The sequence below is a fragment of the Thalassobaculum sp. genome, from assembly GCF_965223715.1.
Lineage (GTDB): Bacteria > Pseudomonadota > Alphaproteobacteria > Thalassobaculales > Thalassobaculaceae > Thalassobaculum.
Map to the genome: position 1 here is coordinate 841526 of NZ_OZ245012.1, position 14418 is coordinate 855943.

Sequence of the window (14418 nt, forward strand, 5' to 3'; positions counted from 1 at the left end):
GGTCGGATTGGCCCGAAATCGCCGCCGACGGTCAGCCGGGCTGGGTCGCCGCCAGCAGCGCACGCGGATCGGCACTCGACGCCGCCAGCGCGGCGCGGCGCAACTCCTCCGCCCGGTCCGTGCCGAGCAGCGGTGCCACCAGGGTGGCGAACTTGTCCGACAGCTTGGCCTCCTGGTCGTCCAGGTCGGTGGCCGGCACGCCCACATCGTGGATCTCGTGCAGCACCCTCCCGTCGGTCATCTCGACGATCACCTCGGCCTTGCTTGCTTCCGAGCGGTCGATCTTGACCGGCTCGACGTCCACGCGGCGGCGCAGCGCGATCAGGTCCGGTTCGTTGGCGACGGCATCGGTGAAGGTGTCGACCGCACCGGTGTTGCGCCCGGCCAGCGCCAGGGCAGCCGTGTGGCGCAGGCTGAACTTCACCTGCAGCCCGGTCTCCGGCTCGGGGATGTTGCACATCCGCAGGCTGCCCTCGCTGACCTTCAGCGTCACCTTCTTCACGTCCACGGGGTCGATGGCGTGGCGGCTGCGCAGGGTGCGGTTCGCCTCGATGGCGGAATGGGTCATGTAGCAGGCGGCGTGGAACTTGAAGAGGTTGCGCTCAATGAGGAACGGCGTGCCCGGAGTCCAGTCCATGTCGTAGGGGGCGGCATCCGGCCCCTGGGTCTCCCAGAACCCCTGAACGCATTCCAAACCGTCGGGACGGGACACGAAGCCCCGTGCCGCCCAGTGCGCCGCCTTGGTGCCGTTCTGGGCGGCGCGGCCGGCATGCAGCGGCTTGCCCATGGTGCCGAACTGAGACTTCAGGCCGGAGGCGAGGGTGGTTGCGAGGCCCAGGGCATGCGCGGTGCGCTCGGCGTCCAGGCCGAGCAGGTGGCAGACCCCGGCGGCCGCCCCGAAGGTGCCGACCGTCGCCGTGGCGTGCCAGCCGGTGTCGTAATGACCGTCGCCGGTCATGTCGCCGACCCGGCAGGCGATCTCGTAGCCGATCACGAAGGAGCGCAGCGCCTCCTCCAGGGTGTTGCCCTCGACGATGGCGGCGGTCAGGACGGCGGGCATGACCGCGACGGTCGGATGGCCGTGCATGGTGCGGTTCACGTCGTCGAAATCCAGCGCATGGCCGGCCGCCCCGTTGACCAGGATGGCGTCGGACGGACGCAGGGACTGGGCCAGCCCGACCAGGGGGATGTCGCCGTCGCCGCCATCGGCCAGCGCCTCGTCCAGCAGGATCGCGACCAGCGGGTCGCCCGCCCCGGCGACGGTCACCCCGATCCAGTCCATCAGGCAGTGGCGGGCCCAGCGCAGCGCCCGCGCGTCGACGACGCTGCCCGGCGTGGCGGCGATCCACGCGGCCAGCGCGCGGGTCGGGGCCCGGGCGGTGGGGGTATCCGTATCGGTTGCGTGGATGCTGGCCATGGCGATCTCCCCGGGGCGTCCCCTGCGGCCCGGTTGAGAGGCGTGGGCCCTTGGCGAAAGTCTAGGAGCCGGTTGTGGGATGGTCTACCCGTCCCGGGTTTGCTGTACTGACGCTGGCCGGCCGACATCATCCAACGAGACCATCCAACCAGACACGGCGCCGGCGGAGGAGACGCAAGCATGGGTAAGCTGGACGGGCGCGTGGCCCTGATATCCGGAGCCGCGCGGGGCATCGGCGCGCAGACCGCCCGACGCATGGTGGCCGAGGGTGCCAAGGTCGTGATCGGCGACGTGCGCGAGGATCTCGGAAAGGCGACGGCGCAGGAGATTGGCGGCGGCAAGGACGTCTGCCGCTTCGTCACCCTGGACGTGACCGACCCGGAGAGCTGGCAGGCGGCGGTCGATCTGGCGGTGGAGGCCTTCGGCCGGCTCGACATTCTGGTGAACAATGCCGGGGTCTTCATCGGCCGCAGCCTGGAGGAGATCTCCTTCGAGGAGTGGAAGACCCTGGTCGACGTCAACCTGACCGGGACCTTCCTCGGCACCCGCATCGCTGCCCCGGCCCTGCGCGAGGCGGCGAAGGACACGCCCCATGGCAGCACCATCATCAACCTGTCCTCCATCGCCGGCCTGGTCGGCTCGATGGTCGATCCGCTGTACTCGATGACGAAGGGCGGGGTGACGACCTTCACCAAGTCCACCGCCCTGTATTTCGGCCGGCGCGGCGACCGGATCCGCGTGAACCAGATCCATCCGGGCGTGATCGAGACCGACATGGGCGACCAGACCTACACGGCCCGGGCCAGGGCTCTCGGGACCAACGACGTGGACGCCGCCAAGCAGGCCTCGCTGAACATGCATCCGATCGGCCGCCACGGTACCGCCGATGACATCGCCGGCGGCATCGTGTTCCTGGCCTCCGACGATGCCGGCTTCATGACCGGCTCCAGCCTGGTGGTCGATGGCGGCGTGACCGCTCAGTAGGGGCCACGACACCGGTCAGGCGGCGCGTGGACCGCGCCGCCGATGCCCTACATGTATTAGGCGAGTGCCCCGTCGCTGCGGATTCCACGAGGGCATCAGAAGAGAATACCGACCCCACCCGAAGGCCACGGTATTCCGCGCTTTCGCTAACACCTTCAATTTCCTTAAATTTCTATATTTCGTCCGAAAACGAGAGAAAGAGGGTTTTCGTTAACCTACTCTTTACGCGCCGCGCTCATCGTTACGGTCGACTGATCCGAGAAGTTTCCGGCATTCGGGTCTCTCATTCGTGTGTCTTGTGTGAACTGTAATCGGGTCCGTCATGTCCAAGTTGGCTTTCAAGATTCCCGCGCTTGTCTTCCTCGCCGCCCTGATGGCCGGCGTTGGCAGTGGCCTTGTCGGAATAATTCTGTCGACGCAGGCTATGGAAGAGGCAATCGACCAACGGCTTGAGGCCTTGGCCAGCGACCGTGCCCTGTCGTTGCAGAACTACCTGGACACGATCCAGTCCGATCTTGAGACCCTGTCGACCAGCCCGGTCGCCTACGAGGCGATCGTCGCGTTCAAGCGGGGGTGGACCGAGTTCTTCGCCCAGGGCCCGACCAAGGCGCTTCAGGCGGCCTATATCACCGAGAACCCGAACCCGACCGGGGCCAAGGACGAACTGGACCGCGCCGAGGGATCGGAGGGCTATCACGAGACCCACGGATATTATCATCCCTGGTACCGCGCTTTCCTGCGAGCCAAGGGTTTCTACGACATCTTCCTGTTCGATACGAACGGCAACCTTGTCTACACGGTCTTCAAGGAGCTGGATTACGCCACCAACTTCGTTGACGGCGAATACGCCGATACGGGCCTCGGCCGGGTGTACCGGGGCGCGATGGCCAAGCCGGGCACCGTGGTTTTCGACGATTTCGAAGGATATGCGCCGAGCTACGGCGCGCCGGCCAGCTTCATCGCCAAGACGGTTTCCGACAATGCCGGCAACATCCTCGGCGTGCTCGCCTTCCAGATGCCGATCGACCGCCTGAACGAGGTCATGCAGCATCCGATCGGCCTGGGCGAGACCGGCGACACCGTCATCACCGGCGCCGACTCCTTGCGCCGAAGCGACTCCCGCTTCGCCACCGAGAGCGCCCTGCTGAAGGAGACGATCACCTGGCCCGGCAATGACGCGGTCATGGCGGGTGAGACCGGGACCACCGAGGGCCAGATCGGCGACAAGGACGTGCTGGTCGCCTATGCGCCGGTCCAGTTCGTCGGCACCACCTGGGGCGTGATGGCGGCCCTCGACGCCGACGAAGCCTTCGCTTCCGAAGACGAACTTCTGCTGTACGAAATTCTGATGGGCGGCGGCGTCATCCTTCTCGCGCTGATCGGCGGCGTTCTGTTCTCGCGCACCATCACCACCCCGCTCAGCCGGATCATCGGCGTCATGTCGACCGTCTCCACCGGCTCCTATCAGGTCGACGTGCCGGAACAGGGTCGCCGCGACGAGATCGGCGACATCGCCCGGGCCCTGGAGCAGTTCCGCCAGAACGGCCAGGAAGCCGAGCGTCTGCGCGCCGAACAGGAGCGGATGCGCGAGCAGAACGAGGCCGAGCGCATCGAGGCCCTGCAGGCTATGGCCCGCACCGTCGAGGCCGAGGCAGCCCGCGCCGTGGAGGATGTCTCCACGGAAACGTCCTCGATGGCGAATCAGGCCCAGGACATGGCGCGCTCCGCCCGCAAGGTCGAGGAGAACAGCCAGACCGTCGCCGCTGCCGCCCAGGAGGCGCTGGCCAACGCGGAATCCGTCTCCGCTGCCACCGAGGAGCTCGCCGCGTCGATCGAGGAGATCTCCTCCCGCGTGGTCACCGGCGCCACCACCGCCCGCGAGGCGATGGAGGTCGGCCAGGAGAGCCAGGCGACCATCCAGACCCTGGCAGACGCGGCCAAGCAGATCGGCACCGTGGTCGTGCTGATCGACGACATCGCCCAGCAGACCGGGTTGCTGGCCCTGAACGCCACCATCGAGGCGGCCCGGGCGGGCGATGCCGGCAAGGGCTTCGCCGTGGTCGCCAGCGAGGTGAAGAACCTGGCCTCCCAGACCGCCAAGGCGACCGGCGAGATCACCGAGCAGATCCACGAGATCCAGGCGATCACCCAGCGGTCGGTCGATGCCGTCCGCACCATGGTCGAGCGGATCGGCGCGATCGACGAGATCTCCACCTCGGTGGCGACCGCCGTCGAGCAGCAGCAGGCGGCGACCCAGGAGATCGCCCGCAACGTGTCGGAAACCGCCTCGGCGGCGCGGGACGTGGCCGTGAACATCGAACTGGTCTCGAACGAGGCGCGGTCGAACCTGGATGCCGCCTCGGCGGTGCAGACGGCCTCGGTGCACGTCAAAGAAGCCATCGAGAACCTCAAGCAGGTGGTCGTGCGGGTGGTGCGGACCTCCGCACCGGAAGTCGACCGGCGCCAGAAGGCCCGCGAGAGCATCCGCGAAGAGGCCACCCTCAAGCTCGGCGGGCAGCGCTACGACGTGACGGTGGTCAACACCTCGGAGGGTGGCGTCGGTGTCGAACTGCGGGAGGGCACGGCGCTGACCGGGGATATGAGCCGCGGCGAGCTGTCCTCCGCCCGTATCGGCCAGCGTGCCGTGGTGATCGCGGGCGTGAACGGCCGCAATGTGGGCCTGCGCTTCGCCTGATAAGCGAGCCTGGATCCGTCCGGGGAACCGACCCCGTCTTCGGAACGTTGAGTGACATTCCCCGGCCCGTATGGGCCGGGGATTTTGCTATGCCGCCGGGGCGGCACGAAGCTTGCTTGTCAGCAGCATGGAGCCGAAACCTTCGACCGCCCGGGAGATTCCCGGTACACTGGGCGCGTGAAGGAGATCGGTAGTGCGAGGGGGCGCATCGATGTCCAATACCTATCTCGATCCCTATGATCGGAGCCGGAAGCCGCATGCCGCGGACGCCGAGAACGGCTCGATCGTGGAGATGCCGGACCGAGCGACCTGGTCACCGGGCCAGGCGCTGCTGGCCGACTGGTACGACGCCCACGCGGTGGACGGCCTGGTGCCGCCATCGACCCCGGTGGATCTGCTGGGACCGCTTATCGGCCTGGTGCATAAGCTGGTCTACGACCCCGAGCGCGACGATTTCCGGTACCTGATTTTCGGCCGGACCATCGCCAAGAAGTCCAACATGGGTGGCGATGGCCAGTGGGTCTCGGACCTGATCGAGCCGACGCGCTCGGTCTTCCTGGCCCATTACCGCGACCTGGTCGCCCATCCGCGCCTGTTCGTCGGCCGGCTGCGCTATGAGGGCATCGACATCCCGCATCGGGAATGGGTACGCGCCGTGGCGCCGATGGGGACGGCGGCCGAGGGCGTGACCCATTTCATCGTCTTCACCGAGACGGCCCACGAACCCCGCAGGTTCTGAGTATGTGCCTCAGCCGCGGCGGCCGGTCTGGCGGATCTCCGCCGTCGTCTTGGTGATGCGCAGGCCGACCACCAGGGACAGCAGCAGCGGCCACAGATGCGCCACCGCGCCGAAGGGCGAGCGGGATGCCGCCTCCTGTTCGGCCGAAATCCGCCGCACCTCCTCGAACCGGGTGCGCATCGCCGTCTCGTCGTCGCAGTAGAGCAGGGTGTACAGCTCCGCCTCGGGCACCCGGGCATCGGATTCCGCCGCGGCCGCCGCGTCGTGGTAGGCGGCGCGGGTGGTGCCGCAGATCTCGGTCAGCCGGGCCATCTTGGTCTCGGCGAAGAACAGGGAACCGACCCCGCTCACATGCTCGAACACATACCGCTCGGCCTGGGGCAGCACCTTCTCGGCGGCACGGCACAGGGGCAGGTCGAACAGCCGGGAGCTCGCCGCATGGCCGAGCCGGTCGGCGGAGAGCAGCCGGTCGCACTCGGTCACCAGCGTCACCATGATCGAGTCCTGGCGGCTCAGCTCGACCTCGGCCAGCCGCTCCATGTTCTGCAGCCGGGTCACCAGGGTGTCGCGCTCGCCCTGATAGGCGCCGAGGATCAGGGACAGGAACGCGCCGACATACCAGACGTAATCGATCCCCCGCCAGAACCGCCGGTTGCCGAGCATCGACCGCCACAGCACCAGATGCCAGAACGCCACCGAGCCGGCGAACATGGACATGATCAGCAGGGCGTGATTGTGCGGCTGCTGGGACCTGTCGCCGTCGATATAGGCGATCAGACCGGCGACGGGGGTGGCGAGGGAGTCGAGCAACCAATCCATGGGCAGCATACCGGGCGATAGAAACCGGCGGCAGCATGGCTGATTCGCGGCGCAGAACGAAAACGGGCGATGCCGTCCTTGGCACCGCCCGTCGGTTTCGGGAGCCTTGCCTCCGGCGATCCGCTCGCGCCTGCGGTCTAGATCGCGAGGTACTCGTGGCGCAGGTCGTCGTTATCGAGCACCTCCTGGGCCGAGCCGTCGAAGACGATCTGGCCCATGTCGAGGATCAGCGCCCGGTTCGCCAGGTGCAGGGCGGCGATGGCGTTCTGCTCGACGATGATCGTGGTGATCCCGAGCTCCTTCACGCTTTGAAGGATGCCCTCGATCTCCTTCACGATGGTCGGCGCCAGCCCCTCATAGGGCTCGTCCAGCAGCAGCAGCTTCAGGTCGCGGGCCAGGGCGCGGGCGACCGCCAGCATCTGCTGCTCGCCGCCGGACATGGTCACCGCGTCCTGGCGGCGGCGTTCGGCGAGGCGGGGGAAGTGGTCGTAGATCCGCTCCAGCGGCCAGCCGATCGGCTCCTCGACCTGGGCGAGCTGCAGGTTCTCCTCCACCGTCAGACCGGGGATGATCCGCCGGTCCTCGGGCACGAGCTGGACGCCGAGGCGGGCCGCCTCGAACGCCTTCATGCTGTGTAGCGGCTGGCCGTGCAGCCAGATCTCGCCGCGCTGAAGGCCCGGCGTGTCGGTGCGGGCGATGGTGCGCAGGGTGGAGGTCTTGCCGGCGCCGTTGCGGCCGAGCAAGGCCACGATGTCCTGCTCGTGCACGTCGAAGGACACGCCCTGGACGATGTAGGACTCGCCGTAATAGGCGTGGATGTCCTGCACCCGGAAGAACGGGGCGGTGCCGGCGGCGGGCGCCTGATAGGCGGTCGCGGCGGTGTTGGCGGTGGCGTTCATCTCTTGGCCCTCTTTCCAGACTACAGGTGGGCGCCGCCCAGATAGGCTTCCTGCACCTTGGGATTGCCCCGGATCTCCTCCGGCGAGCCCTCGGCGATGACGGTGCCCTGGGCCAGGACGGAGACCTTGTGGGCCAGCGAGAACACCACATGCATGTCGTGTTCGATGACGATCTTGGTGATGCCGCGCTCACCGATCCGCTTCAGCAGGTCGATGGTGTTGTTGGTGTCGGCGCGCGACATGCCGGCGGTCGGCTCGTCCAGCAGCAGCAGCCGCGGCTCCTGCACCAGGCACATGGCCAGCTCCAACCGACGCTTGTCGCCGCGCGACAGCGCACCGGCATGGTCGGCCCGGTTATCGGCCAGGCCGACATCCTCCAGCATGTGCATGGCCTTGTCGCGGATCTCCGCCTCGCCGTCGATGCGCGGCAGCCAGTTCAGGGTGAAGGCCCCGTCGCGATGGGCGAAGGCGGGGATCATCACGTTCTCCAGCAGCGAGAGATCGGGGAAGATCTCCGGCGTCTGGAACACCCGGGCGACGCCGAGCTGGTTGATCTCATGGGGCCGCCGGTTCAGCAGCGACTGGCCGTCGAACATCACGGTGCCGGTATCCGGCTCCAGCCGGCCGACGAAGCAGTTCAGCAGCGTCGACTTGCCGGCGCCGTTCGGGCCGATGATGGCGTGCACCTTGCCCTGCTCGACCTTCAGGTTGACCTGGTTGAGGGCCTTGAGGCCGGCGAAGGACTTGTTCACGCCCTGGACGGTAAGGATCGACATGGTCCCGCTCTCCCTCAGGCCGATTCACTGACGGTGCTGGAGCTCTGCGCTCCATCCGACCGCCGGAACATCTTCTGGACACGCCGCACGCCTTCCATGATCCCGCCGGGCAGGAAGATGACGATCAGCATGAAGACCACGCCGAGGGTCAGGTGCCAGCCTTCGCCCACGAACAGCCCGGACACGGCGACGGCCGCCTCCTGCAGGGTCTCGGGCAGGAAGTTGAACATCTCCATCAGCACCTGCTCGTTGAAGGCCGAGAAGATGTTCTCGAAGTACTTGATGACGGCAGCGCCCAGGACCGGACCGAGCAGGGTGCCGGCACCGCCCAGGATGGTCATCAGCACCACCTCGCCCGAGGCGGTCCACTGCATGCGCTCGGCCCCGGCCAGCGGGTCGGTGGAGGCCAGCAGCGCGCCCGCCAGCCCGGCGTACATGCCGGAGATGATGAAGGCGGCCAGGGTATAGGGGCGGGTGTTGAACCCGGTGTAGTTCATCCGGGTCTGGTTCGACTTGATCGCCTTCAGCATGGTGCCGAAGGGCGAGCGCGAGATCTTCATGGCGACGAAGAACCCGATGATCAGCACCACCGCGCAGAAGTAGAAACCGGGATAGCCGGTCATCTCCAGCCCGAACAGCGAGGTGGTCGGGGTCGAGACCGTGTCGCGCACGCCGGCGAGCTGCTCCAGGATCCGCGGGTCGTCCGGCAGCACCGTCAGTCCGGTCTCGCCGTTGGTGATCGGGGTGAGCACCGAATAGGCGAGGTTGTAGGACATCTGGGCGAAGGCCAGGGTCAGGATCGAGAAGTAGATGCCCGAGCGGCGCAGGCTGATATAGCCGATGGCCAGCGCGAAGACCGCGGCGGTGATCATGGCGAAGAACACCGCCGGCAGCACGTTCATGCCCAGCAGCTTGAACGACCACACCGCCGTGTAGGAGCCGACGCCGAGGAAGGCGGCGTGGCCGAAGGACAGGTAGCCGGTCAGCCCGAACAGGATGTTGAAGCCGATCGCGAACAGGCCGTAGATCGCCCATTTCTGCAGCAGGTCCGGGTAGCCGGCGCCGATGAGCCCGGCCCAGAGCGGGGCGGTCAGGACGGCGGCGGCGAACAGGACCAGGAAAATCAGGTCGCTGCGGGCACTGGTGCCGAAGGCGGAGGAAGCAAAGGCGGCCATCGGTCTAACCCTCCATCACGCCCTTGCGACCCATCAGGCCACGAGGACGGACTTGCAACACGATCACGGCAATCAGGTAGATGATGATCTGGTCGATGCCGGGGATGACGGACTTCACCTCGTTCATCGAGGCGAAGGACTGCAGGATGCCAAGCAGGAAGCCGGCCAGCACGGCGCCTGGCAGCGATCCCATGCCGCCGACCACGACGACGACGAAGGACAGCACCAGGAACTCCATGCCGATGTGGTAGTCGGGCGGCAGGATCGGCGTGTACATCACGCCGGCGAGCCCGGCGACCACCGCGGCGATGCCGAACACGATGGTGAAGCGCCGCTCCACGTGGATGCCCAGCAGCCCGACCGTCTCGCGGTCCTGCATGCCGGCGCGCACGACCATGCCGAAGGTGGTGAACTGCAGGAAGGCGAAGACCGCGCCGATCACCACCAGCGAGAAGAACAGGTAGATGAGGCGCCAGTAGGGATAGACGATGGTGCCCGGCACGCCGGCCCAGGCGCCCAGATCGGCGCTGCCGGCGACCACTTCAGGGGCCGGGGTCGGGATCGGGTTGGCGCCGAACATCGCCTTGACCAGCTCCTGCAGCACGATCGCCAGGCCAAAGGTGACCAGGATCTGCTCGGCATGGGAGCGGTTGTAGAAGAAGCGGATCAGGCCGCGTTCCATGATCAGGCCGATGATCAGCATGATCGGGATGGCGGCGAGCAGCGAGATCGGCACCGCGTAATCGATGATCACGAGGCCGGTCTCGCCGAACCAGGTCTCCAGGTAGGGGATTTCCTTGTAAGCGTCGAAGAAGGTGATGCTCTCGTCCTTCACCTTCTGCGACAGCGTCAGCAGCTTCTGGATCGTCACGGCACAGAAGGCGCCCAGCATGAACAGGGCGCCGTGGGCGAAGTTCACCACCCCCAGCGTGCCGAAGATCAGGGTCAGCCCGAGGGCGATCAGCGCGTAGGCGCCGCCCTTGTCGAGCCCGTTCAACATCTGAAGAACGAAAGCGTCCATGACGCGGTCCCCCCTCCGGGATTTCGATTTGCCTAAAAGTATGCCGCGCGCAGAGCAGTTCGACCATGGGTCGAGAGGGGCCTGAACGGGCAAGTCGGGGGCTCCCGCGTGGGAGCCCCCGTGTTGTCAGCGCATCTCGGTGCAGTCTTGACCCAGATGCCGGTCCCGATCAGGCGCCGTTGTTGCAGCTGCCGAGGCTGCCGGCGAACTGCGGGATGTTCGGGTCGTAGGTGACCTTCTCGCGCTCGACTTCCTTCACGACTTCCAGAAGGTCGAACTGCGAGGACGGGTTGTCCTTACCCTTCACGACCAGCACCTTCTTGAAGCACTGGTGGTCGTCGGCGCGGTACAGGGTCGGACCGTTGCCCATGCCGTCGAACTCGAAGCCCTCCAGGGCCTTGCCGAGCTCGCAGGGAGCGAAGGTGCCCGCCCGCTCGGCCGCATCGGCGTAGAGCAGGGCCTGGACGTAGCAGGTGTGGGCGGCCTGGGACGGCGGGAAGCCGTACTCGGCGCCGAAGGACTTCACGAAGGCCTGGGAACCGGCGTCGCTCAGCGACCAGTGCCAGTTCGTCGACCCGAAGATGCCCTTCACGTTCTCGCCGGCACCCTGCGCCATCAGGCGGCTGTAGAGCGGCACCACGATGGCGAAGTCCTTGCCGTTCACCTGCTTGTCCCGCAGACCGAACTGCACGGCCTGGGTCAGCGAGTTGACCATGTCCTTGCCGTAGTGGTTCAGGATCAGCACGTCGGCGCCGGAGTTCAGAACCGGCGTGATGTACTGCGAGAAGTCACCGGCGCCGAGCGGCGTGCGGACCTTCTCGACGGTCTGCCAGCCGAGGGCCTCGGTGGCGTCGGCGATCGACTCCTCCTGGGTCCAGCCCCAGGTGTAGTCGGCCGTCAGGTGATAGGCCTTGCGGTCCTTGCCGTAGTTCTCTTCAAGCACCGGAGCCAGCGCCTGGCCGGACTGGTAGGCGTTGAAGAAGTGACGGAAGCCGTTGGCGCGGCGGTCCTTGCCGGTGGTGTCGTTGGAGTGCGTCAGACCGGCCATGAAGATGATGCCGGCTTCCTGGCACAGCGACTGCACCGCGATGGCCACGCCGGAGGACGAGCCGCCGGTCACCATCACCACGCCGTCCTTTTCGATCATCCGCTTGGCGGACGCGCGGGCGGCGTCGGACTTGGTCTGGGTGTCGCCCGTCACATACTCGACCTTCTTGCCGAGGATGCCGTTGCCCTTCAGGGCCTTGGACGAGAAGGTGTTCAGCATGCCGCCGTCACCCTCGCCGTTGATGTGCTTGACGGCGAGCTGGTAGGCGCGGAGCTCGTCCGCACCCTCGTCGGCATAGGCGCCGGTCTGCGGCACGTTGAAGCCGAGGGTGACGGTGCCGCCCTTCGGCTCGTTCAGATAGGCATAGGCGCTCTTGGTGAAGAAATGCGGAGCGGCGAGGCCGGCGGTCAGCGCGACACCCCCCTTCATCAGCGAGCGGCGTGAGACGCCCTTATCGAAGACGGTCATTGGTTCCTCCCGTTCGGTCTTCGTCCCTGCCGCGTCGCGTTCGATCTCGGTTCGATCTTGATGGTGGCTCCCGGCGGCACGAAGACCGTCGCGAGCCTGGACTGCGGCAATACGACTGTAGAGGGTATCTGAAAATTTGCAAACTAAGTTGTTGTTTTGAATTGACTATTTTGTCAAATTGAGACACAACGCACCTGCAAAATAGTAAATCTGTGACAAAAGCGGACTTAACCGCGCGCAGGCTTGGGAAAAAGGAGGGGTGGGAATGGCCTTGGAACTCGCCGGGTTCCGCATTCGCGAGCGGCGCAAGCAGATGGAACTGACCCAATCGGGTCTGGCCAAGGCGGTCGGCATCTCGCCGTCCTATCTGAATCTGATCGAGGCCGGGAAGCGGAACATCGCCGGCGGCCTGCTCAACCGGCTGGCGGTGGCGCTCGACCTGGATGCGGAGACTCTGGCCGGCACGACCGAACGCCGGGTGATCGACGACCTGCGGGAGATGGCGGCCGATCCGCGCCTGAAGGCGGCCCGACTGCCGGAGGAGGGGGCGCAGGACCTGGTGGCCCGCCATCTGGACTGGGCGCAGTCGATGCTTGCCCTGTACCGCGCCTATGTGGACCAGGCCGAGACGGTGTCCGCCCTGTCCGACCGGCTCAGCCGCGACCCGTTCCTGGGCGACCTGATCCACCAGGTGCTGACCCACATCACCGCCCTGCGCTCGGTGTCGGAGATCCTGGAGAATGTGGACGACATGCCGGAACAGCAGCGGCGGCGGTTCCAGGGCATGATGACCGAGGAGAGTGCAAAGCTCAGCGATGTGGCCCAGGCATTAACCGACGTCTTCCAGGTGCCCGAGGCCGACACCCGCTCGGTCACCCCGGCGGAGGAGGTGGACGACTTTCTCATCGAACGGCGCAACCATTTCCCCGAATTGGAAGCGGCAGCGGCCGACATGCGCCGGGAGGTCGAGCGCCAGGGCGAGACCATGATGAGCGCGCTGATCGACTATCTCGACCGGCACCAAGGGATCGCCGTGGTCAACCGCGGGCGCACCGTGGCCGAGGCGCCGACCGGCGAGCGGTTCCGCAACCACTGCCGGTTCGATCCGGGCAGCCGAACCCTGATGTTCCTCGACAACGCATCGATCTCCACCCGCCGGTTCCAGCTCGCCCGGGTGGCGGCGGAACTGACCCTGGGGGACGCCATCGCCCGCGAGATTGACGACCCGCGCCTGTCCAGCGAAGCGGCCCGCAACCAGGCGTTCCGGGCGCTCGCCTCCTATGCTGCCAGCGCGGTGCTGCTGCCCTATTCGAGCTTCCTGGAGGACGCGGTCTCCTGCCGCTACGACATCGAGGTGCTGCGCCAGCGCTATGCCGCCAGCTTCGAGCAGGTGGCGCACCGGCTGATCACCCTGCGGCGGCGCGGTGAGGAGGGGATCCCCTTCGCCTTCCTGCGCTCCAACCCGGCCGGCCACGCCACCAAGCGCTTCCCGCTGCCCGGCCTGCCGCTGCCGCGTTACGGCCATGCCTGTCCGCTCTGGGCGATCTACCAGTCGTTCCAGACGCCGGACCGGGTGGTGCGGCAGCTCGCCGAGTTTCCCGATCGCGGCCGATTCCTGTTCATCGCCCGCACGGTCACCAAGCAGCCGGCGACCTTCCACGAGCCGCCGGTGCTGCACTCGGTCATGCTGGCCTGCGAGGCGGTGCATGCGGACGCCACCGTCTATGCGGACGGGCTGGACCTGTCGGCGCGGGAGATGGCGGCGCGGGTGGGGGCGAGCTGCAGGCTCTGCCCGCGCATCGAATGCCTGCACCGCGAGGAGGAATCGATCGTGCGCAGCCCGGCGCTGTAGGGGTACCCCTGTGCAGCCTGTGGAATTGGTGTAGGCAAGGTGGTCGCCGACCCGCACCGTCAGAACCGTTCCGTGCGGCAAGGATCGGCGCTACACTGGCGAAAACGTCGCCGGGTCAACCGGTGAACCCGGGGGAGGAACACACCGTGCCGGCACATGTGCTGATCGCCGAGGACGAACCGAATATCGTCGAATCCCTGAGTTTCATTCTGAGCCGTGAGGGGTGCGAGGTGACCGCCGTGTTCGATGGCCGGGCGGTGATCGACAAGATCGCGACCATGCGCCCCAACCTTGTGATCCTCGACGTCATGCTGCCGAAGATGAACGGGTTCGAGGTCCTGAAATGGATCAAGGCGAATCCGGACCTCAAGGGCGTGCCGGTGATGATCCTGACCGCCAAGGGCCAGGACAAGGACCGCAAGACCGCCGAGGAGCTGGGCGCAGACGCCTTCGTGACCAAGCCGTTCTCCAACCGGGAGGTGGTGGAGCGGGTCATGACCCTGGCCTCGGCCTGAGGCTGCCCAG

12 protein-coding genes are annotated in these 14418 nt (G+C 66.8%); 5 read left to right on the plus strand and 7 right to left on the minus strand.

The genetic code is table 11. From position 1 onward, the window contains the following. Positions 1–31 precede the first annotated feature (31 nt). Positions 32–1417, minus strand: a complete 1386-nt coding sequence (locus tag ACOQOP_RS03915) for an MmgE/PrpD family protein (protein ID WP_420565014.1) — start codon at positions 1415–1417, stop codon at positions 32–34. 180 nt (positions 1418–1597) lie between these two features. Between ACOQOP_RS03915 and ACOQOP_RS03920 the strand changes: the two genes are divergently transcribed. The 3 genes from ACOQOP_RS03920 to ACOQOP_RS03930 all read left to right on the plus strand — a co-directional run bounded on the left by ACOQOP_RS03920 (position 1598) and on the right by ACOQOP_RS03930 (position 5835). Further along, entirely contained in the window at positions 1598–2401 is an 804-nt protein-coding gene (locus ACOQOP_RS03920) for an SDR family NAD(P)-dependent oxidoreductase (RefSeq protein ID WP_420565015.1), read from the plus strand. A gap of 424 nt (positions 2402–2825) precedes the next feature. Then, on the plus strand, positions 2826–5096 hold the full coding sequence (locus tag ACOQOP_RS03925) for a methyl-accepting chemotaxis protein (RefSeq protein ID WP_420565016.1): 2271 nt from the start codon (positions 2826–2828) through the stop codon (positions 5094–5096). A gap of 211 nt (positions 5097–5307) precedes the next feature. Further along, on the plus strand, positions 5308–5835 hold the full coding sequence (locus ACOQOP_RS03930; protein ID WP_420565017.1) for a hypothetical protein: 528 nt from the start codon (positions 5308–5310) through the stop codon (positions 5833–5835). A gap of 9 nt (positions 5836–5844) precedes the next feature. Here the strand turns inward: ACOQOP_RS03930 and ACOQOP_RS03935 are convergent, their stop codons facing one another. From ACOQOP_RS03935 to ACOQOP_RS03960, 6 genes are all read right to left on the minus strand, one after another. Then, a complete protein-coding gene (locus ACOQOP_RS03935; protein ID WP_420565018.1) occupies positions 5845–6654 on the minus strand; it encodes a hypothetical protein in 810 nt (269 codons plus the stop codon). Positions 6655–6791: 137 nt separating this feature from the next. Continuing rightward, positions 6792–7553 carry an ABC transporter ATP-binding protein gene (locus tag ACOQOP_RS03940; RefSeq protein ID WP_420565019.1) on the minus strand — a complete coding sequence of 254 codons (762 nt, stop codon included), beginning with the start codon at positions 7551–7553 and terminating at the stop codon, positions 6792–6794. Between the two features lie 20 nt (positions 7554–7573). Continuing rightward, positions 7574–8329 (minus strand): ABC transporter ATP-binding protein, encoded by a 756-nt coding sequence (locus ACOQOP_RS03945; RefSeq protein WP_420565020.1) that lies wholly within the window; start codon positions 8327–8329, stop codon positions 7574–7576. Positions 8330–8343: 14 nt separating this feature from the next. After that, entirely contained in the window at positions 8344–9504 is a 1161-nt protein-coding gene (locus ACOQOP_RS03950; RefSeq protein ID WP_420565021.1) for a branched-chain amino acid ABC transporter permease, read from the minus strand. A 4-nt stretch (positions 9505–9508) separates the two neighbouring features. Beyond that, the gene (locus ACOQOP_RS03955; RefSeq protein WP_420565022.1) at positions 9509–10525 is read right to left on the minus strand and encodes a branched-chain amino acid ABC transporter permease; all 1017 of its coding nucleotides are present in this window, start codon (positions 10523–10525) and stop codon (positions 9509–9511) included. Between the two features lie 169 nt (positions 10526–10694). Beyond that, positions 10695–12041 carry a substrate-binding protein gene (locus ACOQOP_RS03960; RefSeq protein WP_420565023.1) on the minus strand — a complete coding sequence of 449 codons (1347 nt, stop codon included), beginning with the start codon at positions 12039–12041 and terminating at the stop codon, positions 10695–10697. 265 nt (positions 12042–12306) lie between these two features. Between ACOQOP_RS03960 and ACOQOP_RS03965 the strand changes: the two genes are divergently transcribed. Both ACOQOP_RS03965 and ACOQOP_RS03970 read left to right on the plus strand, forming a co-directional pair. Continuing rightward, positions 12307–13893: a helix-turn-helix domain-containing protein gene (locus ACOQOP_RS03965; protein WP_420565024.1), complete on the plus strand. Its 1587-nt coding sequence runs from the start codon at positions 12307–12309 to the stop codon at positions 13891–13893. Between the two features lie 146 nt (positions 13894–14039). Further along, positions 14040–14408 carry a response regulator transcription factor gene (locus tag ACOQOP_RS03970; RefSeq protein ID WP_420565025.1) on the plus strand — a complete coding sequence of 123 codons (369 nt, stop codon included), beginning with the start codon at positions 14040–14042 and terminating at the stop codon, positions 14406–14408. Positions 14409–14418: the final 10 nt, after the last annotated feature.

Excerpts from the sequence above, each read along its gene's own strand:
- ACOQOP_RS03915 (WP_420565014.1), bottom strand. The coding sequence starts at position 1,417 with ATGGCCAGCATCCACGCAACCGATACGGATACCCCCACCGCCCGGGCC.
- ACOQOP_RS03920 (WP_420565015.1), top strand. The coding sequence starts at position 1,598 with ATGGGTAAGCTGGACGGGCGCGTGGCCCTGATATCCGGAGCCGCGCGG.
- ACOQOP_RS03925 (WP_420565016.1), top strand. The coding sequence starts at position 2,826 with ATGGAAGAGGCAATCGACCAACGGCTTGAGGCCTTGGCCAGCGACCGT.
- ACOQOP_RS03930 (WP_420565017.1), top strand. The coding sequence starts at position 5,308 with ATGTCCAATACCTATCTCGATCCCTATGATCGGAGCCGGAAGCCGCAT.
- ACOQOP_RS03935 (WP_420565018.1), bottom strand. The coding sequence starts at position 6,654 with ATGGATTGGTTGCTCGACTCCCTCGCCACCCCCGTCGCCGGTCTGATC.
- ACOQOP_RS03940 (WP_420565019.1), bottom strand. The coding sequence starts at position 7,553 with ATGAACGCCACCGCCAACACCGCCGCGACCGCCTATCAGGCGCCCGCC.
- ACOQOP_RS03945 (WP_420565020.1), bottom strand. The coding sequence starts at position 8,329 with ATGTCGATCCTTACCGTCCAGGGCGTGAACAAGTCCTTCGCCGGCCTC.
- ACOQOP_RS03950 (WP_420565021.1), bottom strand. The coding sequence starts at position 9,504 with ATGGCCGCCTTTGCTTCCTCCGCCTTCGGCACCAGTGCCCGCAGCGAC.
- ACOQOP_RS03955 (WP_420565022.1), bottom strand. The coding sequence starts at position 10,525 with ATGGACGCTTTCGTTCTTCAGATGTTGAACGGGCTCGACAAGGGCGGC.
- ACOQOP_RS03960 (WP_420565023.1), bottom strand. The coding sequence starts at position 12,041 with ATGACCGTCTTCGATAAGGGCGTCTCACGCCGCTCGCTGATGAAGGGG.
- ACOQOP_RS03965 (WP_420565024.1), top strand. The coding sequence starts at position 12,307 with ATGGCCTTGGAACTCGCCGGGTTCCGCATTCGCGAGCGGCGCAAGCAG.